At 68.9% G+C, this 26,791-nt stretch carries 25 protein-coding genes and 1 tRNA gene; 12 read left to right on the top strand and 14 right to left on the bottom strand.

Annotated features, from left to right (window positions below):
• Positions 1–10 precede the first annotated feature (10 nt).
• The 5 genes from ACFYO0_RS14335 to ACFYO0_RS14315 are packed head-to-tail and all read left to right on the top strand — an operon-like array spanning position 11 to position 3,478.
• Positions 11–691 carry a class E sortase gene (locus ACFYO0_RS14335; protein WP_388674719.1) on the top strand — a complete coding sequence of 227 codons (681 nt, stop codon included), beginning with the start codon at positions 11–13 and terminating at the stop codon, positions 689–691.
• Between the two features lie 31 nt (positions 692–722).
• Positions 723–884 carry a hypothetical protein gene (locus ACFYO0_RS14330; protein WP_206440922.1) on the top strand — a complete coding sequence of 54 codons (162 nt, stop codon included), beginning with the start codon at positions 723–725 and terminating at the stop codon, positions 882–884.
• Positions 881–1,519: an aminodeoxychorismate/anthranilate synthase component II gene (locus ACFYO0_RS14325; RefSeq protein ID WP_388674717.1), complete on the top strand. Its 639-nt coding sequence runs from the start codon at positions 881–883 to the stop codon at positions 1,517–1,519. Before ACFYO0_RS14330 ends, ACFYO0_RS14325 begins: the two co-directional genes overlap by 4 nt.
• Positions 1,516–2,721 carry a class E sortase gene (locus ACFYO0_RS14320; protein WP_388674715.1) on the top strand — a complete coding sequence of 402 codons (1,206 nt, stop codon included), beginning with the start codon at positions 1,516–1,518 and terminating at the stop codon, positions 2,719–2,721. Before ACFYO0_RS14325 ends, ACFYO0_RS14320 begins: the two co-directional genes overlap by 4 nt.
• A gap of 13 nt (positions 2,722–2,734) precedes the next feature.
• The gene (locus ACFYO0_RS14315) at positions 2,735–3,478 is read left to right on the top strand and encodes a class E sortase (RefSeq protein WP_388674713.1); all 744 of its coding nucleotides are present in this window, start codon (positions 2,735–2,737) and stop codon (positions 3,476–3,478) included.
• A 107-nt stretch (positions 3,479–3,585) separates the two neighbouring features.
• Here the strand turns inward: ACFYO0_RS14315 and ACFYO0_RS14310 are convergent, their stop codons facing one another.
• The 7 genes from ACFYO0_RS14310 to ACFYO0_RS14280 all read right to left on the bottom strand — a co-directional run bounded on the left by ACFYO0_RS14310 (position 3,586) and on the right by ACFYO0_RS14280 (position 13,023).
• Entirely contained in the window at positions 3,586–4,683 is a 1,098-nt protein-coding gene (locus ACFYO0_RS14310) for a restriction endonuclease (RefSeq protein WP_388674711.1), read from the bottom strand.
• Between the two features lie 156 nt (positions 4,684–4,839).
• Entirely contained in the window at positions 4,840–6,867 is a 2,028-nt protein-coding gene (pknB, locus tag ACFYO0_RS14305) for a Stk1 family PASTA domain-containing Ser/Thr kinase (protein WP_388674709.1), read from the bottom strand.
• 172 nt (positions 6,868–7,039) lie between these two features.
• Positions 7,040–8,509 carry a peptidoglycan D,D-transpeptidase FtsI family protein gene (locus ACFYO0_RS14300; protein ID WP_388674707.1) on the bottom strand — a complete coding sequence of 490 codons (1,470 nt, stop codon included), beginning with the start codon at positions 8,507–8,509 and terminating at the stop codon, positions 7,040–7,042.
• A complete protein-coding gene (locus tag ACFYO0_RS14295; protein ID WP_388674705.1) occupies positions 8,506–9,942 on the bottom strand; it encodes an FtsW/RodA/SpoVE family cell cycle protein in 1,437 nt (478 codons plus the stop codon). The genes ACFYO0_RS14300 and ACFYO0_RS14295 overlap by 4 nt, the downstream gene beginning before the upstream one ends.
• Positions 9,943–9,974: 32 nt before the next feature.
• A complete protein-coding gene (locus ACFYO0_RS14290; protein WP_388675452.1) occupies positions 9,975–11,546 on the bottom strand; it encodes a Stp1/IreP family PP2C-type Ser/Thr phosphatase in 1,572 nt (523 codons plus the stop codon).
• Positions 11,547–11,636: 90 nt separating this feature from the next.
• Complete coding sequence (locus ACFYO0_RS14285) at positions 11,637–12,155, bottom strand: FHA domain-containing protein (protein WP_388674703.1); 519 nt, start codon at positions 12,153–12,155, stop codon at positions 11,637–11,639.
• Positions 12,156–12,165: 10 nt separating this feature from the next.
• Positions 12,166–13,023, bottom strand: a complete 858-nt coding sequence (locus tag ACFYO0_RS14280) for an FhaA domain-containing protein (protein WP_388674701.1) — start codon at positions 13,021–13,023, stop codon at positions 12,166–12,168.
• Positions 13,024–13,513: 490 nt separating this feature from the next.
• Here ACFYO0_RS14280 and ACFYO0_RS14275 point away from each other — a divergent pair.
• The 4 genes from ACFYO0_RS14275 (at position 13,514) to ACFYO0_RS14260 (ending at position 16,704) form a co-directional block, all read left to right on the top strand.
• Positions 13,514–13,597 (top strand) — tRNA-Leu (locus ACFYO0_RS14275).
• Positions 13,598–13,845: 248 nt separating this feature from the next.
• Positions 13,846–15,279 carry a DUF2252 domain-containing protein gene (locus ACFYO0_RS14270; RefSeq protein WP_388674699.1) on the top strand — a complete coding sequence of 478 codons (1,434 nt, stop codon included), beginning with the start codon at positions 13,846–13,848 and terminating at the stop codon, positions 15,277–15,279.
• A 33-nt stretch (positions 15,280–15,312) separates the two neighbouring features.
• Entirely contained in the window at positions 15,313–16,263 is a 951-nt protein-coding gene (locus ACFYO0_RS14265) for a J domain-containing protein (RefSeq protein WP_388674697.1), read from the top strand.
• Positions 16,264–16,374: 111 nt separating this feature from the next.
• Positions 16,375–16,704: a rhodanese-like domain-containing protein gene (locus ACFYO0_RS14260; RefSeq protein WP_386340534.1), complete on the top strand. Its 330-nt coding sequence runs from the start codon at positions 16,375–16,377 to the stop codon at positions 16,702–16,704.
• A 243-nt stretch (positions 16,705–16,947) separates the two neighbouring features.
• Here the strand turns inward: ACFYO0_RS14260 and ACFYO0_RS14255 are convergent, their stop codons facing one another.
• From ACFYO0_RS14255 to paaA, 6 genes are all read right to left on the bottom strand, one after another.
• Positions 16,948–18,084 (bottom strand): acyl-CoA dehydrogenase family protein, encoded by a 1,137-nt coding sequence (locus ACFYO0_RS14255; protein WP_388675449.1) that lies wholly within the window; start codon positions 18,082–18,084, stop codon positions 16,948–16,950.
• A 151-nt stretch (positions 18,085–18,235) separates the two neighbouring features.
• Complete coding sequence (locus tag ACFYO0_RS14250) at positions 18,236–19,303, bottom strand: 2Fe-2S iron-sulfur cluster-binding protein (protein WP_388674695.1); 1,068 nt, start codon at positions 19,301–19,303, stop codon at positions 18,236–18,238.
• Positions 19,303–19,896, bottom strand: coding sequence for a 1,2-phenylacetyl-CoA epoxidase subunit PaaD (gene paaD, locus ACFYO0_RS14245; RefSeq protein ID WP_388674693.1), 594 nt, complete (start codon positions 19,894–19,896; stop codon positions 19,303–19,305). The genes ACFYO0_RS14250 and paaD overlap by 1 nt, the downstream gene beginning before the upstream one ends.
• Complete coding sequence (paaC, locus tag ACFYO0_RS14240) at positions 19,890–20,609, bottom strand: 1,2-phenylacetyl-CoA epoxidase subunit PaaC (protein WP_388674691.1); 720 nt, start codon at positions 20,607–20,609, stop codon at positions 19,890–19,892. The genes paaD and paaC overlap by 7 nt, the downstream gene beginning before the upstream one ends.
• The gene (paaB, locus tag ACFYO0_RS14235) at positions 20,606–20,893 is read right to left on the bottom strand and encodes a 1,2-phenylacetyl-CoA epoxidase subunit PaaB (RefSeq protein ID WP_033320367.1); all 288 of its coding nucleotides are present in this window, start codon (positions 20,891–20,893) and stop codon (positions 20,606–20,608) included. The genes paaC and paaB overlap by 4 nt, the downstream gene beginning before the upstream one ends.
• Positions 20,890–21,900 (bottom strand): 1,2-phenylacetyl-CoA epoxidase subunit PaaA, encoded by a 1,011-nt coding sequence (gene paaA, locus ACFYO0_RS14230; protein ID WP_388674688.1) that lies wholly within the window; start codon positions 21,898–21,900, stop codon positions 20,890–20,892. Before paaA ends, paaB begins: the two co-directional genes overlap by 4 nt.
• A gap of 272 nt (positions 21,901–22,172) precedes the next feature.
• Between paaA and ACFYO0_RS14225 the strand changes: the two genes are divergently transcribed.
• Genes ACFYO0_RS14225 through ACFYO0_RS14215 form a run of 3 tightly spaced genes read left to right on the top strand, consistent with a single transcriptional unit; the run spans position 22,173 to position 25,065 of the window.
• On the top strand, positions 22,173–23,006 hold the full coding sequence (locus ACFYO0_RS14225; protein ID WP_388675446.1) for a DUF5819 family protein: 834 nt from the start codon (positions 22,173–22,175) through the stop codon (positions 23,004–23,006).
• A gap of 2 nt (positions 23,007–23,008) precedes the next feature.
• Complete coding sequence (locus ACFYO0_RS14220) at positions 23,009–24,271, top strand: HTTM domain-containing protein (protein WP_388675444.1); 1,263 nt, start codon at positions 23,009–23,011, stop codon at positions 24,269–24,271.
• The gene (locus tag ACFYO0_RS14215; RefSeq protein ID WP_388674686.1) at positions 24,268–25,065 is read left to right on the top strand and encodes a TrmH family RNA methyltransferase; all 798 of its coding nucleotides are present in this window, start codon (positions 24,268–24,270) and stop codon (positions 25,063–25,065) included. The genes ACFYO0_RS14220 and ACFYO0_RS14215 overlap by 4 nt, the downstream gene beginning before the upstream one ends.
• A gap of 19 nt (positions 25,066–25,084) precedes the next feature.
• Here ACFYO0_RS14215 and paaN read toward each other — a convergent pair whose 3' ends face one another.
• Positions 25,085–26,779 carry a phenylacetic acid degradation protein PaaN gene (gene paaN, locus ACFYO0_RS14210; RefSeq protein ID WP_388674684.1) on the bottom strand — a complete coding sequence of 565 codons (1,695 nt, stop codon included), beginning with the start codon at positions 26,777–26,779 and terminating at the stop codon, positions 25,085–25,087.
• Positions 26,780–26,791 lie beyond the last annotated feature (12 nt).

Genomic DNA, 26,791 nt, shown 5'->3' with positions numbered 1-26,791 from the left:
GGAGCCGCCGATGCGAGTGATCGTCAGGACGTTAAGCGAACTGTGTATCACTGTGGGCGGCGTGATCGTGCTGTTTGTCGCGTACGTGCTGTTCTGGACGGGTGTGAAGGCCGACAGCGCGATGGACGACCAGATCGACAGTCTTCAGAACCAGTGGTCGAAGGGAGCGGTCGCGGCCGAGGCTCCCGCGGTCGAGAATCCCGAGCCGCCGGCGGCGTACGAGGATGGCAAGCCGTTCGCGGTCATGTATGTCCCGAGGCTTGGTTTCACGTGGAACAAGCCCGTGCTCGAAGGTACGAAGACCGGCACCTTGAAGAAGGGGCTTGGTCACTACGCGAGTACGGCGCAGCTTGGCCAGGAGGGTAATTTCGCTGTCGCGGGCCATCGCCGCACGTACGGGGACCCGTTCAAGGACTTCCCCAAGCTGCGTCCCGGTGACGCGGTGGTGTTGACCGATGGCACGACCTGGTTCACGTACCGGATCGACAACAGGCCGTACAAGACGCTGCCCAGTGATATCGCGGTCATTGACCCTGTGCCCAGCAAGTCCGGGTATACGCGGCCGGGTCGTTATCTGACGCTGACGACCTGCGAGCCGGAGTGGGGGCGCAGTCACCGGCTGATCGTGTGGGCGCACCTTGATGCCACACAGCCCGTGGAGGCTGGGAAACCTGAGGCGCTGCGCCGTTAGTCTGGTGTGGTACGGCGACGGAAGGGACGGCATGTACGGCTGGATCTGGCGGCATCTGCCGGGAAACGCTTTGGTGCGGGCGCTGATTTCGCTCGTGCTTGTGCTCGCGGTGGTCTATGTGCTGTTCCAGTACGTCTTCCCGTGGGCCGAACCGCTGCTGCCCTTCAACGATGTGACGGTGGACAACCAGTGAGCGCGCGGATTCTCGTCGTCGACAATTACGACAGCTTCGTCTTCAACCTGGTCCAGTACCTGTATCAGCTGGGCGCCGAGTGCGAGGTGCTGCGCAACGACGAGGTGTCGACGGCGCATGCCCAGGATGGCTTCGCTGGTGTGCTGCTGTCGCCGGGGCCCGGCACTCCCGAGCAGGCGGGTGTCTGTGTCGACATGGTGCGGCACTGTGCTGCGACCGGTGTCCCCGTCTTTGGGGTCTGCCTGGGTATGCAGTCGATGCAGGTGGCGTACGGCGGTGTCGTGGACCGTGCGCCTGAGTTGCTGCATGGCAAGACCTCGCTTGTCGAGCACGAGGGGCGGGGTGTTTTCGCGGGGCTGCCGTCGCCTTTCACGGCGACGCGTTACCACTCGTTGGCCGCCGAGCCGGGGACCGTTCCGGCGGAGCTGGAGGTCACGGCTCGTACGCATGACGGGATCATCATGGGGCTGCGGCATCGTGAAGTGCCTGTGGAGGGTGTGCAGTTCCATCCCGAGTCCGTGCTGACCGAGCACGGCCATCGCATGCTGGCCAACTGGCTGTCCGAGTGCGGTGACCGGGGGGCCGTGGCCAGGTCGACGGGGCTTGCCCCGGTGGTGGGCAGGGCCACGGCGTGACCGCCCTGCGCCCCGAGCGCGACAGTGCCGCCCCGTACGGTGAGGACACCGTGCACGGGGCCGCTGGCGCGTATGGAGGCGCTGCCGGGCCGGAGCAGGAGTGGTACGACCCCGAGGGGTATGCGCGGGACTGGTACGGGGAGCAGAGGGTCTCGTCGTACGCGGAGCCGCGGTCTTCGCCTTCGTACGACGAGCCGTCCCACGGGGAGCCGTACGGAGAGGCGTGGCAGGAGGAGGCGTACCCCCAGCGGTACGAGCCTGCTCCGACGCCCGCTCCGATGCCCCCGATCGATGAAGAGACCGTCGCGCTGCGCGTACCGGACAGCGAGTCCCTGCGGGCGGCCAGGACTGCCACGCCCGCCGGCTCCTACGCCCCCGCCGCCGGTGGCCGTGCGGCCCGGCGTAAGGCCGCCAAGCGGCATGGGCGGCATGGCGGGGACGGCGGGCCGGGGCAGGAGCACCCGGCGGAGGAGCCAGGCGCGACGCCGCTCTCGCGGGTGGAGGCACGGCGGGCCGCGCGGGCGCGGCAGCCGGGGGCGGCGGTGATGGCCAGCCGGGCGATCGGTGAGGTGTTCATCACCACCGGTGTGCTGATGCTGTTGTTCGTGACCTATCAGCTGTGGTGGACGAATATCCGGGCGGAGGCGCAGGCGGGCAGTGCGGCGAGCAGTCTGCAGGACGACTGGGCGGCCGGTAAGCGGAAGCCGGGGGCGTTCGAGCCGGGGCAGGGCTTCGCTCTCCTGCACATTCCGAAGCTGGACGTGGTCGTGCCGATCGCCGAGGGCATCGACAAGAAGCGGGTGCTGGACCGCGGCATGGTCGGTCACTACGCGGAGGACGATCTGAAGACGGCGATGCCGGAGGAGAAGGCGGGCAACTTCGGGCTTGCCGGGCATCGCAACACGCATGGCGAGCCGTTCCGGTACATCAACCGGCTCCAGCCGGGCGATCCGATTGTTGTGGAGACGCAGGACCAGTACTTCGTCTACAAGATGGCGTCGATCCTGCCGGTGACGGCGCCGAGTAACACGGCTGTCCTGGACGCGGTCCCCAAGGGGTCGGGTTTCACCACGGCGGGCCGCTACATCACTCTGACGACCTGCACTCCGGAGTTCACCAGCAAGTACCGGATGATCGTCTGGGGCAAGATGGTCGAGGAACGGCCGCGCAGCAAGGGGAAGCCGGATGCGCTCGTCAATTAAGGACAGATGAAGAGTGGCAGCGACGACCGACCACGAAGAGCAGACCGCCGCGTCGGCGCACTCGCCCGCGCGGCGCCGCCGTCGCGGCCCCGGCCGGATCGCGATGGCCGTCAGCGTCTTCGGTGAACTCCTCATCACGACCGGCCTGATTCTCGGCCTGTTCGTGGCCTACTCGCTGTGGTGGACGAACGTCGTCGCGGACCGCAAAGCCGACAAGCAGGGTGACAAGGTGCGCGACCACTGGGCCGAGGACCGCGGTCCGATCGGCCTGGACACCAAGGACGGCATCGGTTTCCTGCATGTCCCCGCGATGAAGAACGGCGAGGTTCTGGTCAAGAAGGGCACCGCCGCCAAGTCCCTCAACGACGGCACCGCCGGCTACTACACCGACCCGATCAAGTCCGCGCTCCCACAGGACAAGAAGGGCAACTTCTCGCTGGCGGCGCACCGCGACGGGCACGGCGCGAAGTTCCACAACATCGACAAGCTGAAAAAGGGCGACCCGATCGTCTTCGAGACCAAGGACAAGTGGTACGTCTACAAGGTCTACGAGATCCTCCCCGAGACCTCCAAGTACAACGTCGAGGTTCTCGCCCCCGTCCCCAAGGAATCGGGCAAGAAGAAGGCTGGCCGCTACATCACGCTGACGACCTGCACCCCGGTCTTCACCTCCACCTACCGCTACGTGGTGTGGGGCGAGCTGGAGCGGGTGGAGAAGGTGAACGATGAGCGGACGCCGCCGGCGGAGCTGCGCTGAACAGTGACAGCCCTCCTGCGAGGAGGTCTGTCGCCTACTATGACGGAGGCCCGAAGCCGCAACTACGACTTGCGACTTCGGGCCCTTGCCCGTGAGGTGCCAGCAGATCAGCTCAAGGCGGGCAGTTCAGTACCGCTGCTCCATGCCTCTAGCATGCTGCGGTCCACCGGTGTGACGCCGCCATCGGCCGCGACGTTCATCGCATCGCGAGTGAAGGGGCATGTGGCCACATAGAGTGCCACGTCCGCCTTGTACAGGACCTTCGCCGACCCGATGAACTTCTGGACGTGGGAGCTGGTCACGGATACGTAGGGCGCGAATCTCTTGCACTGTACGGCGAGGTGTCGTCCGTCGGGGGTACGTCCCGTGATGTCTACGCCCCGGTCTCCACCTCCGCCTCGTACGACGACAGCGGTGCAGCCGTCACGGCGCAGCAGTTGGGCGACGTGCTCCTCGAACTCGCGCCCGTTCATGGCGTCCATGGAGGCCATGACTCCCGCGAGGGGCCGGTTCTCTCGGGGGCCTTCCAGCCGCTGCAGTCGGGCGTTGTGTTGTTGGAGCCGGCGCTCGATGCGCTGGACGCCGGCGCGCAGGGCGATCAGTTCCTGGCGGTGCTCGCTCGATGTCTCGATCAGGGCGTTGAACATGGGGACGACGGTTTTGCCGAGGACGTGGCTGATGCGTTGATCGATGCGGTCGTCGAGGGAGGGGGAGGCGGCGTCCCTGTGGACAGGGTTATCCACAGGCTGGGTGCGCGCCAGGTACTCCATGTCGAGGAGGTACGTACGCACCTGACGTGCGACTTCGCTGTCGCGGAGGAGCATGGCGACGTTGAGGACCGCGCGGCGGGAGAAGAGGGCGAGGGATGCTGTGCGCGACTGAATCCCACTGAGCTCCTTAAAGGAGCTCAGTTCTGAACCTGTCAAAACCCGGTAGCCGTTGGCTTCCAGTTCCTCGCGGTGGTCGACCACCAGAGAACGGATGGCCTTGATACCCACCTGGAAGTACGCGGCGACCATCGCCGTAGTCACATGCATGCCGTCCGGCAGCAGCGACAGGGCTTTGACTCTGTCGAGCACGTCCGTGCGCTCCAGCGCGCTGTCGCGCAGGGTCTTCGATTCCAGTAGAGCCGCTTCGTTGATCACGTTCTGCTCCATCTGCTCGTGGTCCGGCCGTACGGCCAGGGCGGAGCTCCGATGCCCCACCTCATCGATCAACGAGTCGTCACGTATGAAGACACGATCTACGTGCGAGCAGATGTTCAGTGAGGGCGTTCGGTAACACGTCACAGCCCCGGCACCCAAGTTCAACTTGGGTGCCGGGGCTCTGACGTGTGCGGTTGTACGCGGACGGGGCGGGCGTCAGTCCTCGTTTCGGGCGGAGGCGCCGTCGACGCCGCCGAAGAAGCCGCCGCCCCCGATGTCTCCGCCGCCGTTGCCGCCGTTGCCGCCGTTGTCCTGGCCGGTGGTGGTCAGGTTGACTGCGGTGTCCTCGGCGACTTGTTGGCCGGCGTCCGGGTCCTGATCCAAGACCAACGAGTTGCCGTCTTGAGAGTTGATGTTGCCGACATTCAGGCCCGCGTCCTTAAGGATCCGCTTGGCGTTGTCGAGGGTCTGACCGACCACGTTCGGGACCGGGACCTGCTGCTCCTCGTCCTCGGCCTCCTTGCCGATCTGGATGTTCACCGTGGAGTTCGGCTCGACCTGGGAGTTGGCCGCAGGATCGGTGGCGATGACCTTGCCGATCAGGTTGTCGTCCTCGGTCTCCACCTCGACGCAGACGCCTGCGAGGTTGTTGGCCTGCATCTGTTGCGTGGCCTCGTCACAGGTCCTGCCGGTGACGTCGGGGACGGTCGACTGTTCCCTCTCCTCGGCGATGGTGAGGGTGATCTTCGATCCCTTTTCCACTTCCTCGCCGAATACGGGGTCCGTCTTCAGGACGGTCCCGGGTTCCTCGTCCGACTCCTTGGTCTTCGTCTCGACGTCGAACAGGTAACGGTCGCCCTCGAGCTCCCTCGTGGCGGCCTCTTCCTTGTCCCCAATGACGTTCGGCACCGCCACCTTCGGCGCCCCCGTCGACACCGTCAGCGTGATCGTGTCGCCCTTGCTGACCTGGGCCTTCGCCTTGGGTGCCTGTTCGCAGACACTGCCCCTCGGGGTGTTCTCACAGGCCTTCTCGGTCGTCGTCACCTCTAGGTCGACGTTCGTCGCCATTTTCCTGGCGTCGGGCAAGGTCCGGTTGACGAAGTTGGGTGCCGGGAACGACTCGTCGCCTGTGCCGCCCGATTCGCTGAACACCCACCTCCCGATCAGGATCGCGCCCACCAGGACCAGGACACCTGCGACGACCAGCAGGATCGTAGAGGCGTTGCTCTTCTTGGGGCCGCGGCGGTTGCCACCGTCGTAGCCGTAGCCGCCGTCGTCCGGGTTCATCGGGGGGAGCATGGACGTCTGCTGGCCGCCGGGGGTGGCGCGCAGGGCTGTGGTCGGCTTGTCGTCGGGGTAGCCGCCGTAGCCTACGGAGCCGAGGGCCGCGGTGGCCGCGACGGGCTGGCCGTCGAGGCAGGCCTCGATGTCGACGCGCATCTCGTCGGCGGACTGGTAGCGGTAGTCCGGGTCTTTGACCAGGGCCTTGAGGACGATGGCGTCCATCTCGGGCGTGATCTCGGGGTCGAAGTTGCTCGGCGGCTGTGGCTCTTCGCGGACGTGCTGGTACGCGACGGAGACCGGGGAGTCCCCGACGAAAGGCGGCCGGACCGTCAGCAGCTCGTAGAGCAGACAGCCGGTGGAGTACAGGTCGGACCGGGCGTCGACCTGCTCGCCCTTGGCCTGCTCCGGAGAGAGGTACTGGGCGGTGCCGATGACCGCGGCGGTCTGCGTCATCGTCATGCCGGAGTCGCCCATGGCGCGGGCGATGCCGAAGTCCATGACCTTGACCTGGCCGTTGCGCGTCAGCATGACGTTCGCGGGCTTGATGTCGCGGTGGACGATGCCGTTGCGGTGTGAGTACTCGAGGGCCTGGAGGATGCCGATGGTCATCTCCATGGCGCGCTCGGGCAGCAGTTTGCGCCCGGAGTGCAGCAGCTCGCGCAGCGTGGACCCGTCGACGTACTCCATCACGATGTACGGGATGGAGATGCCCTCGATGTAGTCCTCACCCGTGTCGTACACGGCGACGATCGCGGGATGGTTGAGTGAGGCGGCCGACTGGGCCTCCCGGCGGAACCGGGCCTGGAAGGACGGGTCGCGCGCGAGGTCGGCGCGCAGCGTCTTCACCGCCACGGTGCGGCCGAGCCGTGTGTCATGGGCGAGATGTACCTCCGCCATGCCACCACGGCCGAGCACCTGGCCCAGCTCGTACCGGCCGCCGAGGCGACGCGGCTCTTCCATAGCTACCTACCAGCCCTCTCCGTCGGTTCCGACCGCACCCAGTTGTGTGGTCCGGCGGTGTGCTGCCCGGGCATACCGTACCCGGCTCGCCTTGACTGACCTGGCCACAACCGTCACCCGATACAGGACCGGTATCGCATCGTGCACCGATGTGAAGGGGACGTGAGCGGGGTCACTTGCTTTCGAGTACTGCCTTCATCACGTCCTTCGCGATCGGTGCGGCGAGACCGCCGCCGGAGATGTCGTCACGTTCGGCCTGGCTGTCCTCGACGACGACGGCGACGGCGACCGGTGAGCTGCCGTCCTCGCCCTTCGCGTAGGAGATGAACCAGGCGTACGGCGCCAGCTCGTTGTCGACGCCGTGCTGGGCGGTACCGGTCTTGCCGCCGACCTTGACGCCTGGGATCTGCGCGCGGGTGCCGGTGCCTTCCTCGACGACCGTCTCCATCATCGACTGGAGCTTCTGGGCGTTGTCCGGGGAGAGCGGCTCGCTCATCTTCTTCGATTCGTGCTGCTCGACGACGTCCACGTTCTGGCCCATCAGCCGGTCGACCATGTACGGCTCCATGAGGGTGCCGTCGTTGGCGATGGCCGCGGCCACCATGGCCATCTGGAGTGGGGTCGCGGCGGTGTCGAACTGGCCGATGGAGCTGAGCGCGGTCTGCGGCCTGTCCATGGCGGTCGGGAAGACGGAGGCGCTGGAGCGGACCGGTACGAACTGCTGCTTGTTGAAGCCGAACTTCTCGGCGGTCTCCAGCATCTTGTCCTTGCCGAGGTCGGAGCCGACCTTGCCGAAGACGGTGTTGCAGGAGTACCTGAGGGCGTTGCGGAGTGTGGCGTCCTTACACGGGATGTTGCCCTCGTTCGGCAGCTCCGTGGTGGTGTCCGGCATGGTCCACGGGTCCGGCGAGTCCGTCTTCGCGTCGGGGTCCGTGACGAGGCCGTGTTCCAGGGCGGCGGCCGCGGTGACGGCCTTGAAGGTGGAGCCGGGCGGGTAGGTCTCGCGCAGCGCCCGGTTGAGCATGGGGTCGTCGGGGTTCTGCTTCTTCTGGAGCTTGGTCCAGGCCTTGGTGTCGGTGTCCGTGGAGTTCCCGGCGAACGTCGACGGGTCGTACGACGGCGTGGAGGCGAGTGCCAGGACCGCGCCGGTGGACGGGTCGATGGCGGCGACTGCGCCCTTCTTGTCACCGAGGCCCTCGAAGGCCGCTTTCTGCGCGGCGCCGTTGAGGGTGGTGACGACGTTGCCGCCCTTCTGCTTCTTGCCGGTGAACATGTCGAGGGTGCGGCGGAAGAACAGCCGGTCGTCGTTGCCGGTGAGGATGCCGTCCTCGATGGACTCCAACTGCGTCGCGCCGAAGGCCTGCGAGGCGTATCCCGTGACGGGGGCCCACATCTCGCCGTCCTTGTAGGTGCGCTTCCACTTGAAGTCGCTGTCCGAGCTCTCGGTGGAGCCGGTGATCGGCTTGCCGTCGACGATGATGTCGCCGCGCGGCTGGGCGTAGCGCTCGATGGAGACGCGGCGGTTGTACTCGTGTTTCTGCAGCGAGTCAGCCTGGACGTACTGGATCCAGTTGTCCCGGATGAGCAGGGCCATCACGAGGAGCCCGCAGAAGATCGCGATGCGGCGCAGGGGCTTGTTCACGGGCGGACCACCTGGGTCATTTCGGCGTCGGGGTTGGAGGCGGGGGCCGGTGCCGGACGGCGTGCGGTGTCGCTGATGCGGAGCAGGATGCCGATGAGCGCCCAGTTGGCGATCACGGAGGAGCCGCCGGAGGCCAGGAACGGCATCGTCATACCGGTGAGCGGGATGAGGCCCATGACGCCGCCGGCGACGACGAAGATCTGCAGGGCGAAGGCGCCGGAGAGGCCGGTCGCGAACAGCTTGCCGAAGGGGTCGCGGGCGGCCAGGGCGGTGCGGATGCCCCGCTCGATAATCAGGCCGTACAGCAGCAGGAACGCCATGACGCCGGCCAGGCCGAGCTCCTCGCCGACGGTGGCGAAGATGAAGTCGGAGTTGGCGGCGAAGCCGATGAGGTCGGAGTTGCCCTGTCCGAGTCCGGTGCCGAGGACGCCGCCGGACCCGAAGGACATGATCGACTGGCCGATCTGCTCGCAGGCGCCGGACGTCTCGTAGCAGCCGAAGGGGTCCAGCCAGGCGTTGACACGGACCTGGACCTGGCTGGCGAAGGTGGAGACGACGACCGCGCCGCCGGCGGACATCAGCAGGCCGATGACGATCCAGCTGGTCCGCTCGGTGGCGACGTACAGCATGATCACGAACATGCCGAAGAACAGCAGCGATGTGCCGAGGTCGTTCTCGAAGATGAGGATGAGCAGGCTCACGGCCCAGAGGGTGAGGATCGGGCCGAGGTCGCGGCCGCGTGGCAGGTACAGGCCCATGAAGCGGCGGCTTGCGAGTGCCAGGGCGTCTCTCTTCACCATGAGGTACCCGGAGAAGAAGACCGCGATGATGATCTTCGCGAACTCGCCCGGCTGGATGGAGAAGCCGGCGATGCTGATCCAGATCTTGGCGCCGTTGACGTTGGCGCCGAGGCCGGGAACGAGGGGCAGGAGCAGCAGGACGATGGCGGCGACCATGGAGATGTACGTGTAGCGCTGCAGGATGCGGTGGTCCTTGAGCAGCATGAGGACCACCACGAACAGCGCGATGCCCAGTGCCGAGTAGAGCAGCTGCTTGGGGGCGTCCGGACTGAAAGATCCGAACAGGGATTCGGCACGCTGCTGGAGTCTGGGCGACTGGTCCAGGCGCCAGATGATCACCAGTCCGAGTCCGTTGAGCAGCGTAGCCACCGGGAGCATCAGCGGGTCCGCGTACGGTGCGAACTTCCGTACGACGAGGTGGCCGACGGCGGCGAGCAGGCCGAGGCCCAGGCCGTAGCCGAGCAGGCCGGAGGGGACCTGGTCGTTGACGGCCAGGCCCACGTTGGCGTAGGCGAACACCGGGATGACGACGGCGAACACCAGCAGCGCCAGCTCGGTGTTGCGCCGGCTGGGCGCGCCGATGGCGCCGATCGTGGACGTATGGTGCGTCGATGGGTTCGTAGTACTGCTCATCGTGTAACGGGGCCTCTCACAGCGTGCGTTGCTTACTGCTTACCGCACAGCGAGACCAGCTTCTGCTCTTCCTCCGAGAGGCTGGGACCGGGTGTGGGAGTGGGTGCGGTGGGGGACGGGTCGGCGGACGGTGACTGCGACGGATTCTGGGTCGGCGCCGGTGTCGCCTTCGACGCCACGGAGGTCCTTGTGGTTCCCGTGGTGCCGCCTGCTTCGCCTTCACCCGTCTGAGAGTTATTACGGCTCTCGGCCTGCCTGCGTTCGGCGTCTTTCTTGCAAGCCGACGCCTGCGTCGCCAAGTCCTCGATTTTCGACTTGGCGTCGGTGAGGCCGCCCTCGGCGATCGTGGCCTCGACCTGCTTCTGCTGATACGGCGGCAGGTACTTGAGTTCGATCTCGGGGTGGTCCTTCTCCACCTTCGACAGCGAAACCCAGGCCAGGTCCTGGCTGATACCGCGGTACAGCGCGACGTGCTCGCCCTTGGTGCCGACGTAGTACTGCGTCTGTGTCCAGCGGTAACCGCCGTACAGCCCGCCGCCGATGACGGCGAGTGCGAGCACGCTGTAGAAGGATCTCTTCAGCCACTTGCGTCCGCGGCGGGGTTTGACGAAGTCGTCGTCGGTGTAGTCGCCGAAGCCGTCCGTGGGTACGTACCCCGTCGTGTCGCCGCTGCCGGGCGGGCCGAACTCGCCGCCGCCTCCTGAGGGCGTGGGGCGGCCGAGGTTGGAGGCGCGGCCCGCGGGCGTCTGCATCGTGCCGTCGTCGTGCAACAACTGCTGCTGCTGGTTCTCGGCGACCGCGCCCACGACGACCGGGGTGTCGGACATCTGCCCCGCGAGGGTGTCCCCGCCGTCGATGTCGAGTACGTCGGCCACGATCACCGTGATGTTGTCAGGGCCGCCGCCCCGCAGCGCGAGCTCGATCAGCTGCTGCACGGTCTCCTGTGGCCCTTGGTAGCTGGCGAGGGTGTCTTCCATCGTCTGATGGCTGACCACCCCCGACAGGCCATCGGAGCAGATCAGGTACCGGTCGCCGGCGCGGACTTCACGGATCGAGAGGTCCGGCTCGACATGGTCGCCGCTGCCCAGCGCACGCATCAGCAGCGAGCGCTGCGGGTGCGTGGTGGCCTCATCCTCGGTGATGCGTCCCTCGTCGACGAGCCGCTGCACCCAGGTGTGGTCCTGGGTGATCTGTGTCAGCACGCCGTCCCGCAGCAGGTACGCGCGGGAGTCGCCGACATGCACGAGGCCGAGCCGCTGCCCGGTCCACAGCAGCGCCGTGAGGGTTGTGCCCATGCCCTCGAGCTGGGGGTCCTCCTCGACCATCAGCCGAAGCTGGTCGTTGGCGCGCTGTACGGCCGTGCCGAGGGAGGTCAGGATGTCGGAACCCGGCACGTCGTCGTCGAGCGCGACGATGGTGGAGATCACCTCGGAGCTGGCGACCTCACCGGCGGCCTGGCCGCCCATCCCGTCGGCGATCGCGAGCAGGCGCGGACCGGCGTAGCCGGAGTCCTCATTGCCCTCGCGGATCATGCCTTTGTGCGATCCGGCGGCGAAGCGCAGTGACAGACTCATGCGCACCTCGCCCGTCGGCTCCGGGTACATCCGCACGGTGCCCACCCTCCGGTCGGGAGCGCGCCGGGGTCCACCCAGTGGACCGCCGCTGCGTGCTCGCTCCGCTCGCTCATTGTCGTACTACTTCCGCAGCTCGATGACGGTCTTGCCGATGCGGATCGGCGCGCCCAGCGGAATCGGCGTGGGGGTCGTCAGCCGGTTCCGGTCGAGGTACGTGCCGTTGGTGGAACCCAGGTCCTCCACGATCCACTGGCCGTCACGGTCCGGGTAGATCCTGGCATGCCTGCTGGAGGCGTAGTCGTCATCCAGGACGATCGTGGAGTCGTGCGCACGCCCCAGCGTGATGGTCTGCCCCTGCAGCGCGACCGTCGTACCCGTGAGGATGCCCTCGGAGACGACGAGCTTGGTGGGCGCGCCACGGCGTTGACGGCCGCCGCCGCTCGCCTGCTGGCGCTGCTGCGGGGGCGCGGCCTGCTGCCGGGCGGCCGCTTGCGGCCGTCCGCTCTCCCGGCGCGAGCCGCGCTGTGTGACACGCGTTCCGAACAGATCGCTGCGGATGACCTGCACGGCCACGATCACGAACAGCCACAGTACGGCCAGGAAACCCAGCCGCATGACCGTGAGGGTCAGCTCTGACATTGCCCCCGCTTCACCCTTCGGCTTGCCGGTAAATGATGGTGGTGCTGCCCACGACGATCCGCGAGCCGTCGCGGAGCGTAGCGCGGGTGGTGTGCTGCCCGTCCACCACGATGCCGTTGGTGGACCCGAGATCCTGGATCGTCGAGGGCGTTCCGGTCCGGATCTCACAGTGCCGGCGCGAGACGCCGGGGTCGTCGATCCGCACGTCGGCGTCGGTGCTGCGACCCAGCACCAGCGTCGGGCGGGAGATCTGATGGCGGGTGCCGTTGATCTCGATCCAGTGCCGTACGCGCGCACCGGGCAGAGGGCCGGGCGCCGCGGCGCGGCCCTGGGCCATCGGCGACGCGGGGCCGGGACGGCCGCCGGGCGGTGGCGCGGACGGCATGGGGGGAGCGCCCGCCGACTGAGCGGCAGCGGACGGCGGGTAGCCGTAGCCCCCGGGACGGGCGGCCGGGCCTCCCGCGGGAGCGCGCTCCGGAGCCTGCTGGTTGGCGGAGGAGGCGAGCGTACGGCTGCGCACCCGGTACAGACCGGTGTCGAGGTCGTCCGCCTTCTCCAGATGGACCTTGATGGGGCCCATGAAGGTGTAACGCTGCTGCTTCGCGTAGTCGCGCACCATGCCGGCGAGCTCGTCGCCGAGCTGGCCGGAGTAGGGGCTGAGACGCTCGAAGTCCGGCGTGCTCAGCTCCACGATGAAGTCGTTGGGGACGACGGTCCGCTCACGGTTCCAGATCGTCGCGTTGTTGTCGCACTCGCGCTGCAGCGCTCCCGCGATCTCGACGGGCTGGACCTCGGACTTGAACACCTTGGCGAAGGTGCCGTTGACCAGACCTTCGAGACGCTGCTCGAACTTCTTCAGGACTCCCATGGGGCACCTCCTCCTTCGTTGCTGTCCTGGTACTGCTTACTGATCGTATCCACGCGCCGGGAAATCGGCTGGTTCCCCCTGTCGGCACCGTCGACGGATGTCGACGCCCACTGAAGTCCCCTCCCGAAGTTCCCTTCAGAGTTCCTCTTCGAACTCCCCCTGGGCACTCCCATGGGAAGGATCGTAGAGGCGGTTTCACCACAGTGTCCCGCACCCGACTGTGGACCCTGTCCCCCTCCTGGGGAGATGGCCGGGACCGGTACGAGGTTGATACGTGAACAGGTTCTGGCCGATACGAACGGGGTGGGTGTGGTGGGGCACAAGGCACCTTGAGGGGTGGCTGCGCAGGTGATGCCGGGGTCTGCCGCCTCGTCCCTGCCTCGTTGCTGCCCCCGGAAAGGGATGTGAATCTACCCTTGGCAGCGTGCTAATCTTCTGCATGTCGCCAGGCGCTCCCACCCATCGGTGAGAGACGGACGACACACCCAATGCGCGGGTGGCGGAATAGGCAGACGCGCTGGATTCAGGTTCCAGTGCCCGCAAGGGCGTGGGGGTTCAACTCCCCCCTCGCGCACAGAACAGATGAAGCCCCGCAGGTCTTGGACCTGCGGGGCTTTCGCGTTGTCCGGGGGCGGGGCTGGGCGGTCCGGGCCGCCTCGGGTTCGGCTCGGGTCGCGCCGGGTCGTCTCGGGTGAGGACAATCACAGGGCAGACCTGGGTGTTTTCCACAGGCGCGGAGTTGTCCACAGGGACTCACGCGGTTCGGCGCCCGGCGGTACCGTCGTGGCAAGTTGATGTTCGTGCACGGGGGAGGCGGTCCAAGTGAGCGAGAGCGGTAGCGCGGCGGCAGCGCGGGCTGAGCAGGCGGGACAGAGCAGGGTTGCCGGGGTGCGCGGGTTCGCGCAGTGGCCGGCTCAGGGGTCCCCCAAGGAAGAGGGCAAGGCGCTGCGGGACCGGGTGCCGCGGGCCGCACACGCCGCCCAGGGCGGAAACGGTGACCGGCCTGGCGCCGTGACCGCCGTAGAGGAGTCCAACCGCGGCCGCATCCCCGAGCTCACGGCGATACGGGTCGGCAGGATGGCGGCCACCCCCTTCGCCTTTCTGCGCGGCTCCGCCGGACTCATGGCGTACGACCTGGCGCGTACGCCCATGACGGGCATCGGTGCGCAGATCTGCGGGGACGCGCACGCGGCGAACTTCGGCCTCTACGCGGACGCGCGCGGCGGCCTCGTCATCGACCTGAACGACTTCGACGAGACGGTGCACGGGCCCTGGGAATGGGACCTCAAACGGCTCGCGACCTCGCTGGTCCTCGCTGGCCGGGAGGCGGGAGCGGACGAGGACACCTGCCGCAAGGCGGCGCACTACGCGACCGGCTCCTACCGGCGCACCATGCGGCTGCTCGCCAAACTCCCGGCCCTGGACGCCTGGAACGCCATCGCGGACGAGGAACTGGTCTCGCACACCGACGCCCACGACCTGCTGGGCACCCTGGAGCGGGTCTCGGAGAAGGCGCGGGCCAACACCAGCGGCCGCTTCGCCGCGAAGTCGACGGAGCCGGTCGAGGGCGGCGGGCGCCGCTTTGTCGACGCGCCTCCGGTGCTGCGGCGCATAACCGACGCGGAGGCAGCCGGGGTGGCGGCGTCACTGGAGCAGTACCTGACCACGCTCTCCGAGGACCGCCTCCCGCTCCTCGCGCGATACGCGGTGCACGACGTCGCTTTCCGCGTGGTCGGCACGGGAAGCGTGGGGCTGCGCTCGTACGTGGTGCTCCTGCTGGACCACCGTGGCGAACCTCTCGTCCTCCAGGTGAAGGAGACCCGCCCCTCCGCCCTGCTGCCGCACCTGAGGACGGCGGGCCTGACGGTGCCGGAGGCCGAGCACGAGGGCCGCCGTGTCGTCCTCGGTCAGAAGCGCATGCAGGTCGTGAGCGACATCCTGCTCGGCTGGACCTCGGTCGACGGGCGGCCTTTCCAGGTACGTCAGTTCCGCAACCGCAAGGGCAGCGTCGACCCTGCGGCCCTCGCCGCCGACCAGATCGACGACTACGCCCGCATGACAGGCGCCCTGCTGGCCCGCGCCCACGCCCACAGCGCCGATCCCCGACTGATCGCGGGCTACTGCGGCAAGAGCGAGGAACTGGACGAGGCGATCGTGTCCTTCTCGGTGGCCTACGCGGACCGCACCGAGGCGGACCATGCGGAGCTGGTGGGGGCTGTGAAGGCGGGGAGGGTCGTGGGGGAGTTGGGAGTTTGAGTGGGCCGTCGGCTCGTAACCTACGCTGGGTGGGTGATGACGCCGGAAGCTGAGCAGTCCCAGTCCGAGCCGCCTGCTGAGGAGGGGGCTGCGGCGCCGTCGGCGGATGGTGCTCCGCCGGCCGGGGACGAGGCATCGGCCGGAGGGGATTCCGCCGGCGAGGATTCCACGAGCGAGGATTCCGCCGGCGAGGGTGCCCGTGAGGAGCAGGTGCGGCCCGAGGAGCGGCTGGAGCGGGCCGTGCGTGCGGCTGAGCAGGCGTTGATCGAGTACGAGATCGCGGTGGAGACTTTCCGCATCGAGGTGGAGAACTTCTCCCGGTTGCACCACCAGAGGCTCGGGCCGATGTACGCGCGGCTCGACGAACTGGAAGCGCAGATCGCCGAGGCCCGGGCCGCCCGCACCGGCGACCCGGAGGACATGCGCAAGGCGCAGGAGGCGCGGGCCAGGGTCATGCCGATGCCGGGCGTCGAGGAGCTGTTCCACGACTGGCTCGACTCGGACGGGCTGTCCCCGGAGGCCTCGGCCATGCTGACCGATCAGCCGGTACGGCCACCGCAGCGCGTGCGCCCGAGCGACGAGGCCCGCAAGCTCTACCGCGAACTGGTCCGCAAGGCGCACCCCGATCTGGCGCAGGATGACGCCGAGCGCCAGCGGCGCGACGAGTTCATCGCCCGGGTCAACGCCGCGTACGCCCGCGGGGACGAGGCCCTGCTCCAGGAGCTGTCCGAGGAGTGGGCCGCCGGGCCCGTACCCAAGGAATGGCGTCCGAGCCGCGCCGAGGAGCTCTACGTTCGCCTCGAATGGCTCGCCGAGCGCAAGGAACTGCTCAGCCTCGTGGCCCGTGACCTGGAGGAGAGTGCGATCGGCGCGATGCTCAAGCTCGCCCCGGACGACCCCGACCGGCTGCTGGAGGAGATCGCCGAGCAGCTGCTGACGCAGGTGAGCGAGCGCGAGGCGGAGCTGTCGGGGTTGCTCGGCTAGCTTCACCGGGCTGCCGGTCGGCTTCACCCGGGGCGCGGCTCCCCGTGAGATGCCACGGCCACAGCGGTGGGCGGGTCGGGTAGCGTCGGGCGTATGCATTTCGGAGCTGGTGTGCCCACGGTCGAGGTCGGGGATCTCGCGGACGGAGCCTTTCTGCTGGACGTCCGGGAGGACGACGAGTGGCAGGCCGGTCACGCGGCGGGGGCGCTGCACATCCCCATCAGTGAATTCGTGGCGCGCTACGGCGAGTTGACCGAGGCGGCGCCACAGGACGGCAGGATCCATGTGATCTGCCGGTCGGGCAGTCGCTCCGCGCAGGTCGCGATGTACCTCGTCCAGCAGGGCATCGACGCGGTGAACGTCGCCGGCGGTATGCAGATCTGGGCCGCCACCGGCCGCCCCGTCGTAGACGACAAGGGCCAGCCGGGCTTCGTGCTCTAGCGCTCCGCTGGGTGAGGCGGTTTCCAAGCCGCGGGTTCGATGTGGCTGGTCGCGCCCGTGCGGCGGAGCCGCACATTGATACAGCCCCGCGCCCCTGAGAGGCCTGTGGCCTCCTGCGGGGCGCGGTGGCGCACCGGACAGCAGCAAGTCCGCTTAGCGAGGCGTCACCCATGCGCCTGGCGGAGCTCACGCGAGGCGCCCGGCCCTCAGCGACTCGGGCGACCACGCGTTGCCCTCCGCCGCTCACCCCAGTGCATGCGCCGCCAACAGATCGCCCAGCGTCTCCTCATGGGCTGCCGCCGGGCCGAGAGAGAGCTCCAGGTGCTTGGCCCAGGCGTGGTAGCGGTGCAGCGGGTAGTCGGTGTCGGCGCCGAAGCCTCCATGCAGATGCTGCGCGGTCTGTACGACGCGTCGTACGCCCTCGGAGGCCCAGATCTTGGCCACGGCGATGTCGCCGGACGCGGGCAGCGCCCCGCCCGCCCCCGTGCTGATCCGCCAGGCGGCCTGCCAGAGGGTCGCCTCCATCGCGCGCAGGTCGATATAGCGGTCGGCGGCCTGCACGGCCACCGCCTGGAACGTGGCGACCGGGAATCCGAACTGCTCCCGCTTGCTGGTGTATTCGCTCGTCATCCCGAGGACGCCCTCGCCCAGGCCGAGCGCCAGCGCACACGTTCCTGTGGCGAGCAGATCCCGTAGCGATTCCCAGGCGCCGTCGGTGTCGATGACGTCGCGGTCGGCGAGGCGTACGGAGTCCAGCCGGAGTTCGCCGAGCCGCTCACCCGTCGTGGAGACCTGCTCGGTGAGCACCGCGCCTTCGTGGCCGCGCGGTACGAGGGCGAGCACGGCGCGGCCCGAACCGGTGCTCAGAGCGGGTACGACGACAAAGTCCGCGTTGAAGACCCAGGGCACCGCTGTCTGCACCCCGTCCAGCAACCACACGTCGCCTTCCCGGCGCGCGGTGACGGCCTGTTCGGCACCGTCGTGTCCGGTACGGCCGTTCGCGGCGACGGTCAGCACCACTTCGCCCCGGCCGGCCCGCGCCAGCAGCTCCGCCTTCAACTCCTCACTGCCGTACGTCTGCACGGCCAGCGCCGCCGCACTGCTCTCCAGGAGCGGTACCCGCGCGAGCACCTTCGCCGACTCGCGCAGCACCCGGCACAGAGCGATGGCGTCCAGACCCGCCCCGTCGTAGCGCGCGTCGAGCAGCAGGCTCAGCAGGTCGGCGTCGGCGATCTTGGCCCACAGCGCCCGGTCGAAGTCGTCCGCGACGGCGCCCGCAGTGAGCGCGGGTGAGGGCACCCCGTCCGGTGCGACCCCGGCGAACACCGCCTTCGCCGCCTCCACGGCCGCCTGCTGTTCCTCGCTGAAGCTGAAGTCCACAGCCTGTCCTCCCACGTACCTGATCCATCGGACGGAGCTGATGGACCGACGATGGATCTGACGGAGCGTCAAGGTAGAACAGGTTCTATGAAAAGGGAACGGCGCGACAACAAGGGAGTCACCGGCGAGCGAAGCTCACCACCGCCGAAGCTCACCGGTCGAAGTCCAACTCCACCCTCTCCGTGGCCGGATGGGACTGGCACGCCAGTACATACCCCGCTTCCGTCTCCTCCGGCTCCAGCGCGAAGTTGCGGTCCATCCGCACCTCGCCGGAGACCAGGAACGCCCGGCAGGTCCCGCACACCCCGCCGCGGCAGGCATACGGCGCGTCGGGGCGGTTGCGCAGCACCGTCTCCAGGAGCGGCTCGCCGTCCCGCACGGGCCAGGTGCCCGCGCGCCCGTCGAGCCGCGCCGTGACCGTGCTGTGCGCGGGAGCCGGCACGGTGGCAGCCGGTGCGGCCCCGTCGTCGACATGGAAGATCTCCTCGTGGATACGGCTCCGCGACACCCCGAGATCGCGCAACACCCGCTCCGCCCCCTGCACCAGCCCGAACGGCCCGCACAGAAACCAGCCCGCCACCGCGTCGACCGGCAGCAGTGCCGGCAGCAGCTCCGTGAGCCGCTCCCGGTCGAGCCGCCCGGAGGGCAGGCCGGCCTGCTGCTCCTCCCGGGAGAGCACCGTCACCAGCTGGAACCGCTCCGGAAAGCGGTCCTTCAGATCGGCGACCTCTTCGAGGAACATCGTCGAGGCGGACGTACGGTCGCTGCGTATGAGGCAGAACCGTGCCTCGGGCTCCCGGGCCAGCAGCGTCGTGACGATCGACAGCACGGGTGTGATGCCACTGCCGCCGACCACCGCCGCGTACAGCCCGGCCGCCGGTTCGAGCGTGAAGCGTCCGGCCGGTGTCATCACCTCCACCTCGTCGCCCACGCCGATCTCCTTGAGCGCGTGCGTCGAGAAGGCCCCGCCCTCCACCAGCCGCACCCCGACCCGCAGCGTCCGGGGACCGGGGCCCTCCGCCGGGGCGGGCGCCCGCGAGCAGATCGAGTACGTACGCCGTATCTCCGCGCCATCGACCGTGTGCCGCAGCGCCAGGTGCTGGCCAGGTGCGTACCGGTACTCCTCGCGCAGCTCCGGCGGCACCGCGAAGGTCAGGGCGACGGAGTCGTCGGTGAGCCGGTCGACCGCGGCCACCGGGAGCGTGTGGAACCGGGCCATCACAACTCCTTGAAGTGGTCGAACGGTTCACGGCAGGACAGACAGCGCCGCAGCGCCTTGCATGCCGTGGACGAGAAGCGGCTGAGCAGCTCGGTGTCGGCGGAGCCGCAGTGCGGACAGCGCACGGGGTCCGGCTCCAGGCCTGCATCCGGTGGGGCGTCTGCCATCCTCCCCGGAGCGTGGGCGGCTGTCCGGGTCGGGCCGAGCGATATCGGAACCGGTCCCGTCGCTCGCTGCGTACGTGGCGGTGCTATCCCGAACTCCCTCAGCTTTCGGCGTCCTTCGTCCGAGATGTCGTCCGTCGTCCAGGCAGGGGACAGCACGGTCTGGACGGTCACCTCCGGCACCCCGTGCTCGTGCAGCACCCTCTCGATGTCCGCCGACATGGCCTCGACGGCCGGGCAGCCGGTGTAGGTGGGCGTCAGCTCGACCTCGACCGCACCGCCCCCACGGACATGGACCGCGCGGAGCACGCCCAGCTCCTCCAGGGTGAGGACCGGCAGCTCGGGATCCGGCACGGAACCGGCGAGCCTGCGCAGCTCCTCCTCGAGGAGCGTCTCCTCCTCTTGGAAGGGCGTCGTCCTGGTCACCATGACGCCCCCGGGTGGCTGCGGTGCAGATGCTGCATCTCGGCGAGCATCCGTCCGAAGGGCTCCGTATGCAGCCCCTGGCGTCCGGCGCCCGCGGTCCACGCCCCGGATCGCGGTCCTTCCGGCACGTCGAGGGTCGCCCGGCGCAGGACGGCCGAGACGGATTCCAGCCAACTGGTCTCCAAGTCCTTCCAGTTGACGTTCACCCCCTCGACCGGCTGGAACATCTCACCGGTGTACCGCCACAGCGCTTCGCCCGCCCGACGCATCCGCTGACGGCTCTCGGCCGTGCCGTCTCCCAGTCGCAGCGTCCACTGCTCGGCGTGGTCCTGGTGGTAGGTGACCTCCTTGACGGCCTTGGCCGCAAGCGGGGCGAACTCGCCGTCTCCGGCGGCCAGTTCCGCGTACAGCAGTCGCTGGTAGGTGGAGAAGTACAGCTGGCGGGTGATCGTGTGGGCGAAGTCGCCGTTCGGCTGCTCGACCAGCTGGACGTTGCGGAAGGCGCGCTCCTCGCGGAGGTATGCCAGCTCGTCCTCGTCGCCTGCCATCGACAGGAGTACCCGCGCCTGGCCCAGCAGGTCGAGGGCGATATTGGCGAGGGCCACTTCCTCCTCGAGGACGGGCGCCTTGCCCGCCCACTCCCCCAGTCGGTGCGAGAGCACCAGGGCGTCGTCGCCGAGGGCGAGGGCGGCCGCGGAACCGGCGGTGACCGTCACAGGTGCTTCACCCCTTCCGGGATGTCATAGAACGTCGGGTGGCGGTACGGCTTGTCGGCGGCCGGTTCGAAGAAGGGGTCCTTCTCGTCCGGTGAGGACGCCGTGATCGCGGCGGACGGGACGACCCAGATGGACACGCCTTCACCGCGCCGGGTGTACAGATCGCGGGCGTTGCGCAGCGCCAGCTCGGCGTCCGGCGCGTGCAGGCTGCCGGCGTGGGTGTGCGAGAGTCCGCGGCGCGAGCGTACGAAGACCTCCCACAGGGGCCAGTCGTTGGTGGTCATGCTCGAGCCTCCCCGTTGCCCGCGGCCTGTTTGCCGGCGTACGCCGCGGCCGCTTCCCGTACCCATGCGCCCTCTTCGTGTGCTTGCCTGCGCTGGGCTATCCGCTGTTCGTTGCACGGGCCGTTGCCCTTGAGAACCTCCCAGAACTCCGTCCAGTCGATCGCTCCGAAGTCGTGGTGGCCCCGCTCCTCGTTCCACTTCAACTCCGGGTCGGGGAGCGTGAGTCCGAGGGATTCGGCCTGGGGGACGCAGATGTCCACGAAGCGCTGGCGCAGTTCGTCGTTCGAGTGCCGCTTGATCTTCCAGGCCATCGACTGCGCGGAGTGAGCGGACTCGTCGTCGGGCGGGCCGAACATCATCAGCGAGGGCCACCACCAGCGGTTCACGGCGTCCTGCGCCATCTCGTGCTGCTCCGGTGTGCCGCGGCTGAGGGTCAGCAGCAGTTCGTATCCCTGGCGCTGGTGGAAGGACTCCTCCTTGCAGATGCGGACCATCGCGCGCGCGTACGGACCGTAGGAGCAGCGGCACAGGGGCACCTGGTTGGTGATCGCCGCGCCGTCCACCAGCCAGCCGATGGCGCCCACGTCCGCCCAGGTCAGCGTCGGGTAGTTGAAGATCGATGAGTACTTCTGGCGGCCGGTGTGCAGCTTGTCGAGCAGTTCGTCGCGGCTCGTGCCGAGCGTTTCCGCCGCGCTGTAGAGGTACAGCCCGTGTCCGGCCTCGTCCTGGACCTTGGCCATCAGGATCGCCTTGCGGCGCAGGGAGGGTGCGCGCGTGATCCAGTTGGCCTCCGGCTGCATGCCGATGATCTCCGAGTGCGCGTGTTGCGCGATCTGCCGGACCAGCGTCGAACGGTAGGCGTCGGGCATCCAGTCGCGCGGCTCGATGCGCTCGTCGGCGGCCACGGCGGCGTCGAAGACAGCCTCGTACGCCGCTGTCCGCGCGGCCTCGTCCGCCGTCCCGTCCGCCTGTGCCCGGGCGGTGCGGTGCGCGGCTGCTGTCGCCATGTGGTCCCCCTCGACCTCGATCAAGTGCTACCGACCGATCGTTCGGTTCGTTCGATTCAATGGTGGGACGAGGGCCGTAAGGTGTCAACCGCTGTGGATAACCCGCTGTGGACAACGTCACGGTTGTGGCCGCTGTGTTCGCCGGGGCTGTGCCGGGCGGGCGGCCTTAAGTACCGTGCCGGTGCGAACGTCGCGGCGCGGCACCCCGCAGGCGGTACGGCACCCGGCCGACCGGCGACAGGAATATGGCGGACATCGGGAAACGGGGCGGAATGGACGCGTACGACGAGGGCTCGAACCCCCGGCACGAGCCGCCGGACGAGCCCGAAACCGCCGCTGCCGACTCTCACCCGCCGAACGACCGCGAAACCCTCGCCGCACCCTCGCCGCACCACCCGCCGCCCCCGCAGTACGACCCCGCGTCCCCTCCCTCCACCGGCATAGCCGCCCTTTCCCTCCGCTACCAGATCGCCGTCGCCCTGGCCCTCGCCGTCGTCGCGGTCGCCGTCTGTGTGCATCTCGGCACGATGTTTCTGCACGTTGCGCCCTCGAACACGGTCACCAAGCAGCACGGACAGGCGATCGACGAGTGGGTCTACCCCGAGTTCGAGCAGAACTGGAAGCTCTTCGCCCCCAACCCGCTGCAGCAGAACATCGCGGTCCAGGTCCGCGCCGAGGTGCGGGCCGCGGACGGCGGCATCCGGACGACCCGCTGGTACGACCTCTCCGCGCGGGACGGCGCGGCCATCGACGGCAATCTGCTGCCCAGCCACACCCAGCAGAACGCCCTGCGCCGCGCCTGGGACTTCTACGTGGGCACCCGCGACAACGAGAACCGTCCCGACGGCCTGCGCGGCGCCCTCGCCGAGCGCTATCTGCGCCGCCTCGTGGTGCTGCGCCTGGACCGTGAGCAGGCGGGCGGCAGGGGCGCGGTCGTCCAGCAGGTCCAGGTCCGCTCCCGTACGACCAATGTGCCGCCTCCCGATTGGAGCACGGAGCAGGTCTCCGACAAGCCCGTCTTCCGTGAACTGCCCTGGTGGCCGGTGACCGAGGCCGACCGGGCGGCGGGCACGCGCGACGCGGGGACAGAGGCGGGGGCCCGGTGAGCATCGACGACCGCACCGGCACCCTCGAGAGCAAATCCCGCCTCGACCGGAAGCTCGCGCGCGGCATCTCCCGGATCACCGGATCGGCGCTCGGCCCGTACCAGACCGCCGTGATACGCATCGGCTTCGCCGCCACCTGGCTGCTGTTCCTGCTGCGGGAGTTCCCGCACCGCCGGGAGATGTACGGGCCCGACGGCCCCTGGAGCTGGGACCTCGCCCAGCAGCTCATCGCGGACAACCACGCCTTCACGGCCCTGATGTGGTCGGACAGCCGGACCTGGTTCGAGATCGTCTACGCACTGGCCGTGCTGTCGAGCGTCCTGCTGCTGCTGGGCTGGCGCACCCGCGCCATATCCGTGCTCTTCATGATCGGCGTGCTCTCGCTGCAGAACCGCAGCGTCTTCATGGGCGACGGCGGCGACAACGTCATCCACCTGATGGCGGTCTACCTGGTGTTCACGCGCTGCGGCCAGGTGTGGTCCCTGGACGAGCGGCGGAAACGTCGCGCGCGTGAGGCACGCGCGCGTGGAGAGGGTTCCGGCCCGGACAGGGTGGGACCCGCCCTGTGGGGTGTGCTCGGATTCCTGCTGGCCGCGGCCACGCTCGCGGGAAAGATCGACGGCGGGTTCCTGGGCGGCTGGCTGACGGTCCTGTGGGGGCTGTGGTGGGCGCAGGGCCTCTGGTGGGTGGTCTCACGCCGCGCGCGGACCGCCGAACCGCGGATCTTCCTGGACGTCCTCGCCAATCTCGTCCACAACGCCGCCCTGTTCGTGATCATGGCCGAGGCGTGCCTGATCTACGCAACGGCCGGCTGGTACAAGATCCAGGGTTCGCGCTGGCAGGACGGCACCGCCATCTACTACCCGCTCCACCTCGACTACTTCTCGCCCTGGCCCGCCCTCTCCGACCTGCTGACCGCGAACGGCACGCTCGTGATGCTGGTGACGTACGGGACGGTCGTCGTGCAGGTCGCCTTCCCCTTCACACTGCTCAACCGGCGGGTGAAGAACGTCCTGCTGGCAGCCATGATCACCGAGCACGCCGTGATCGCCGTGGTCCTCGGTCTGCCGTTCTTCTCGCTCGCCATGATCGCGGCGGACGCGGTCTTCCTGCCGACGTCCTTCCTGCGCCGCCTCGGCGGTTGGGCGGCACGCGCGCGCGTGCGGCTGTTTTCGCGCGGCCGCCCTACGCTCCCGGGGCCGCGTAAGGGCGATCAGCGCACCCCGGAGGAGGCGGAGCACACGCACGTAGGCTTCACCCCATGACGGCCCCCCACGACCCCGTACGCGCCTGGCACCGGCTCGCCGACACCTCCGTACTGCTCGACGGCTTCCACGCCCTCAAGCACGCCGCACGCTTCCACGCCGAGGTCCTGGTGGCCGTCACCGTCGACCGGCGGGCGGCCCTCGCGCTGGCCGAGGAGCTGGCCCCGGACGTACGGGACACGCTCGACGGGCTCCTGGCAGAGGTACCGGAGGACGTCTTCCAAGCCCTCGTCCCCCGGCCGCACCCCACCGCTGTGGCCGCTCTGGCGGTACGTCCCTCCCGTGCGGCCAACCTGGATGCGCTGGCCCGCGCTCCGCGCCCTGCCCCCGTCGTGGTGCTCGACAGTCCGCGCAACCTGGGCAACGCCGGAGCCGTGATCCGCCTCGCCGCCGGCTTCGGGGCGACCGGTGTGATCACCACGGGCACCCTCGACCCCTGGCATCCCACGGTCGTACGCGGCGGGGCGGGGCTGCACTTCGCGACGGCCGTGGAGCCGCTCGCCGTGCACGAACTGCCCCCCGGCCCGGTGTTCGCCCTCGACCCGGAGGGCGAGGACATCCGTGGCCTCAAGCTCCCGGACGACGCCCTGCTCGCCTTCGGCTCCGAACGCAGTGGGCTGTCACCCGAACTGCGTGCCCGCGCCGATCACTTGGTGTCCCTGCCGATGCGCTCCCAGGTCTCCAGCTACAACCTCGCCACCAGCGTGGCCATGACCCTGTTCCACTGGAGCGCCGCCGGGGGCGGAGCCGGCAGCGCGTCCGTGCCGGGCGGCCCTGACGTCCGCCCGGCCTGAGCGTCCGGAAGACGAAGACTCACGCCTCGCGGCGTAGCTCCACCACCCGGAAGCGGTTCGCCACGAATGCCCCGTCGCACAGCGCCGCGTTCGCCGCCGGGTTGCCGCCCGAGCCGTGGAAGTCCGAGAAGGCCGCCGTCTGGTTGACGTACACCCCGCCGGTCAGGTTCAGCGAGAGCTGGGCGCACTCCTCCAGGCAGGCCTCCTGGACGGCCTGCTCGACCTCCTGGGAGGTGGTGTACGCGCCGACTGTCATGGCGCCCTTGTCCCTGATCGTCCGGCGCAGCAGCTCCACGGCCTCCTCGGGCGAGTCGACCGCGACCGCGAACGAGACCGGCCCGAAGCATTCGCTCATGTAGGCCGCCTCGGCATCGGGCTTGGCGCCGTCGAGCTTCACGATCACGGGCGTACGGACGACCGCGTCAGGGAACTCCGGGTTGCGGATCTCCCGTGAGGCCAGGGCGACTTCGCCAAGACCCGACGCGGCCTCCAGGCGGGCCTTCACGTCCGGGTTCACGATCGCGCCGAGCAGGGCGTTCGCGCGGGCGTCGTCCCCGAGGAGGCCGCCGACCGATTTCGCGAGATCGGCGACCACCTCGTCGTACGACTTGGGGCCGTCCTCCGTACGGATGCCGTCGCGGGGGATCAGCAGGTTCTGCGGGGTCGTGCACATCTGGCCGCTGTAGAGGGACAAGGAGAAGGCGAGGTTCGACAGCATGCCCTTGTAGTTGTCGGTCGACTCCACGATCACCGTGTTGACGCCGGCCTTCTCCGTGTAGACCTCGGCCTGCCGGGCGTTGGTCTCCAGCCAGTCGCCGAACGCAGTCGAGCCCGTGTAGTCGATGATCCGGATCTCGGGGCGGGTGGCCAGGGTCTTGGCGATGCCCTCGCCGGGGCGCTCGGCGGCCAGGGCCACCAGGTTCGGGTCGAAGCCCGCCTCGGCGAGCACCTCGCGCGCCACCTGGACGGTGAGGGCGAGCGGGAGCACCGCGCGCGGGTGGGGCTTCACCAGGACCGGGTTGCCCGTGGCCAGGGAGGCGAACAGGCCCGGATAGCCGTTCCACGTCGGGAAGGTGTTGCAGCCGATCAGCAGGGCGATTCCGCGCGGCACCGGCGTGAACTGCTTGTTCAGTGCGAGGGGCTCACGCTTGCCCTGAGGCTTGGTCCACTCCGCGGTGTCAGGGGTGCGGACCTGCTCCACATACGCGTACGCCACTGCCTCCAGGCCGCGGTCCTGGGCATGGGGGCCGCCCGCCTGGAACGCCATCATGAAGGCCTGGCCACTGGTGTGCATGACCGCGTGCGCGAACTCATGCGTGCGGTCGCTGATCCGCTTGAGGATCTCCAGACACACCACCGCACGCATCTCCGCGCCCGCGTCGCGCCATGCGCGCTGCCCGGCCTTCATGGCGGGCAGCAGGACGTCGATGTCCGCGTGCGGATATGTGACACCCAACTCGGTGCCGTACGGGGAGACCTCGCCGCCCACCCAGTCGTCGGTGCCGGGCTGGCCCAGGTCGAGGCGGGTGCCCAGGAGGGCGTCAAAGGCGGCCTTGCCTTCCGCCAGGCTCAGGCTGCCGCCCTCGCCGTACGCCTTGGGGTGCTCGGGGTGCGGGGACCAGTACGCGCGCGTACGGATCGTTTCCAGCGCCTGGTCGAGGGTGGGCCGGTGCTGTGCGATCAGCTGGTGCGCGGTGAGTTCGGCGGCGGCCATCAGGGACCAACT

Source organism: Streptomyces sp. NPDC006365 (genome assembly GCF_042870755.1).
In the GTDB taxonomy this organism is placed as follows: Bacteria; Actinomycetota; Actinomycetes; order Streptomycetales; family Streptomycetaceae; genus Streptomyces; species Streptomyces xiangluensis.
This window is presented reverse-complemented; position numbering and strand designations above follow the sequence as displayed.

What these genes read in the sequence shown, in the direction of transcription:
- pknB (WP_388674709.1), bottom strand. Translation starts at nt 6,867, where the DNA reads ATGGAAGAGCCGCGTCGCCTCGGCGGCCGGTACGAGCTGGGCCAGGTG.
- ACFYO0_RS14215 (WP_388674686.1), top strand. Translation starts at nt 24,268, where the DNA reads ATGACGGCCCCCCACGACCCCGTACGCGCCTGGCACCGGCTCGCCGAC.
- ACFYO0_RS14335 (WP_388674719.1), top strand. Translation starts at nt 11, where the DNA reads ATGCGAGTGATCGTCAGGACGTTAAGCGAACTGTGTATCACTGTGGGC.
- ACFYO0_RS14290 (WP_388675452.1), bottom strand. Translation starts at nt 11,546, where the DNA reads ATGTACCCGGAGCCGACGGGCGAGGTGCGCATGAGTCTGTCACTGCGC.
- ACFYO0_RS14285 (WP_388674703.1), bottom strand. Translation starts at nt 12,155, where the DNA reads ATGTCAGAGCTGACCCTCACGGTCATGCGGCTGGGTTTCCTGGCCGTA.
- ACFYO0_RS14295 (WP_388674705.1), bottom strand. Translation starts at nt 9,942, where the DNA reads ATGAGCAGTACTACGAACCCATCGACGCACCATACGTCCACGATCGGC.
- ACFYO0_RS14250 (WP_388674695.1), bottom strand. Translation starts at nt 19,303, where the DNA reads ATGGCCCGGTTCCACACGCTCCCGGTGGCCGCGGTCGACCGGCTCACC.
- ACFYO0_RS14225 (WP_388675446.1), top strand. Translation starts at nt 22,173, where the DNA reads ATGGACGCGTACGACGAGGGCTCGAACCCCCGGCACGAGCCGCCGGAC.
- paaB (WP_033320367.1), bottom strand. Translation starts at nt 20,893, where the DNA reads ATGACCACCAACGACTGGCCCCTGTGGGAGGTCTTCGTACGCTCGCGC.
- ACFYO0_RS14330 (WP_206440922.1), top strand. Translation starts at nt 723, where the DNA reads ATGTACGGCTGGATCTGGCGGCATCTGCCGGGAAACGCTTTGGTGCGG.
- paaA (WP_388674688.1), bottom strand. Translation starts at nt 21,900, where the DNA reads ATGGCGACAGCAGCCGCGCACCGCACCGCCCGGGCACAGGCGGACGGG.
- paaD (WP_388674693.1), bottom strand. Translation starts at nt 19,896, where the DNA reads ATGGTGACCAGGACGACGCCCTTCCAAGAGGAGGAGACGCTCCTCGAG.
- ACFYO0_RS14280 (WP_388674701.1), bottom strand. Translation starts at nt 13,023, where the DNA reads ATGGGAGTCCTGAAGAAGTTCGAGCAGCGTCTCGAAGGTCTGGTCAAC.
- paaN (WP_388674684.1), bottom strand. Translation starts at nt 26,779, where the DNA reads ATGGCCGCCGCCGAACTCACCGCGCACCAGCTGATCGCACAGCACCGG.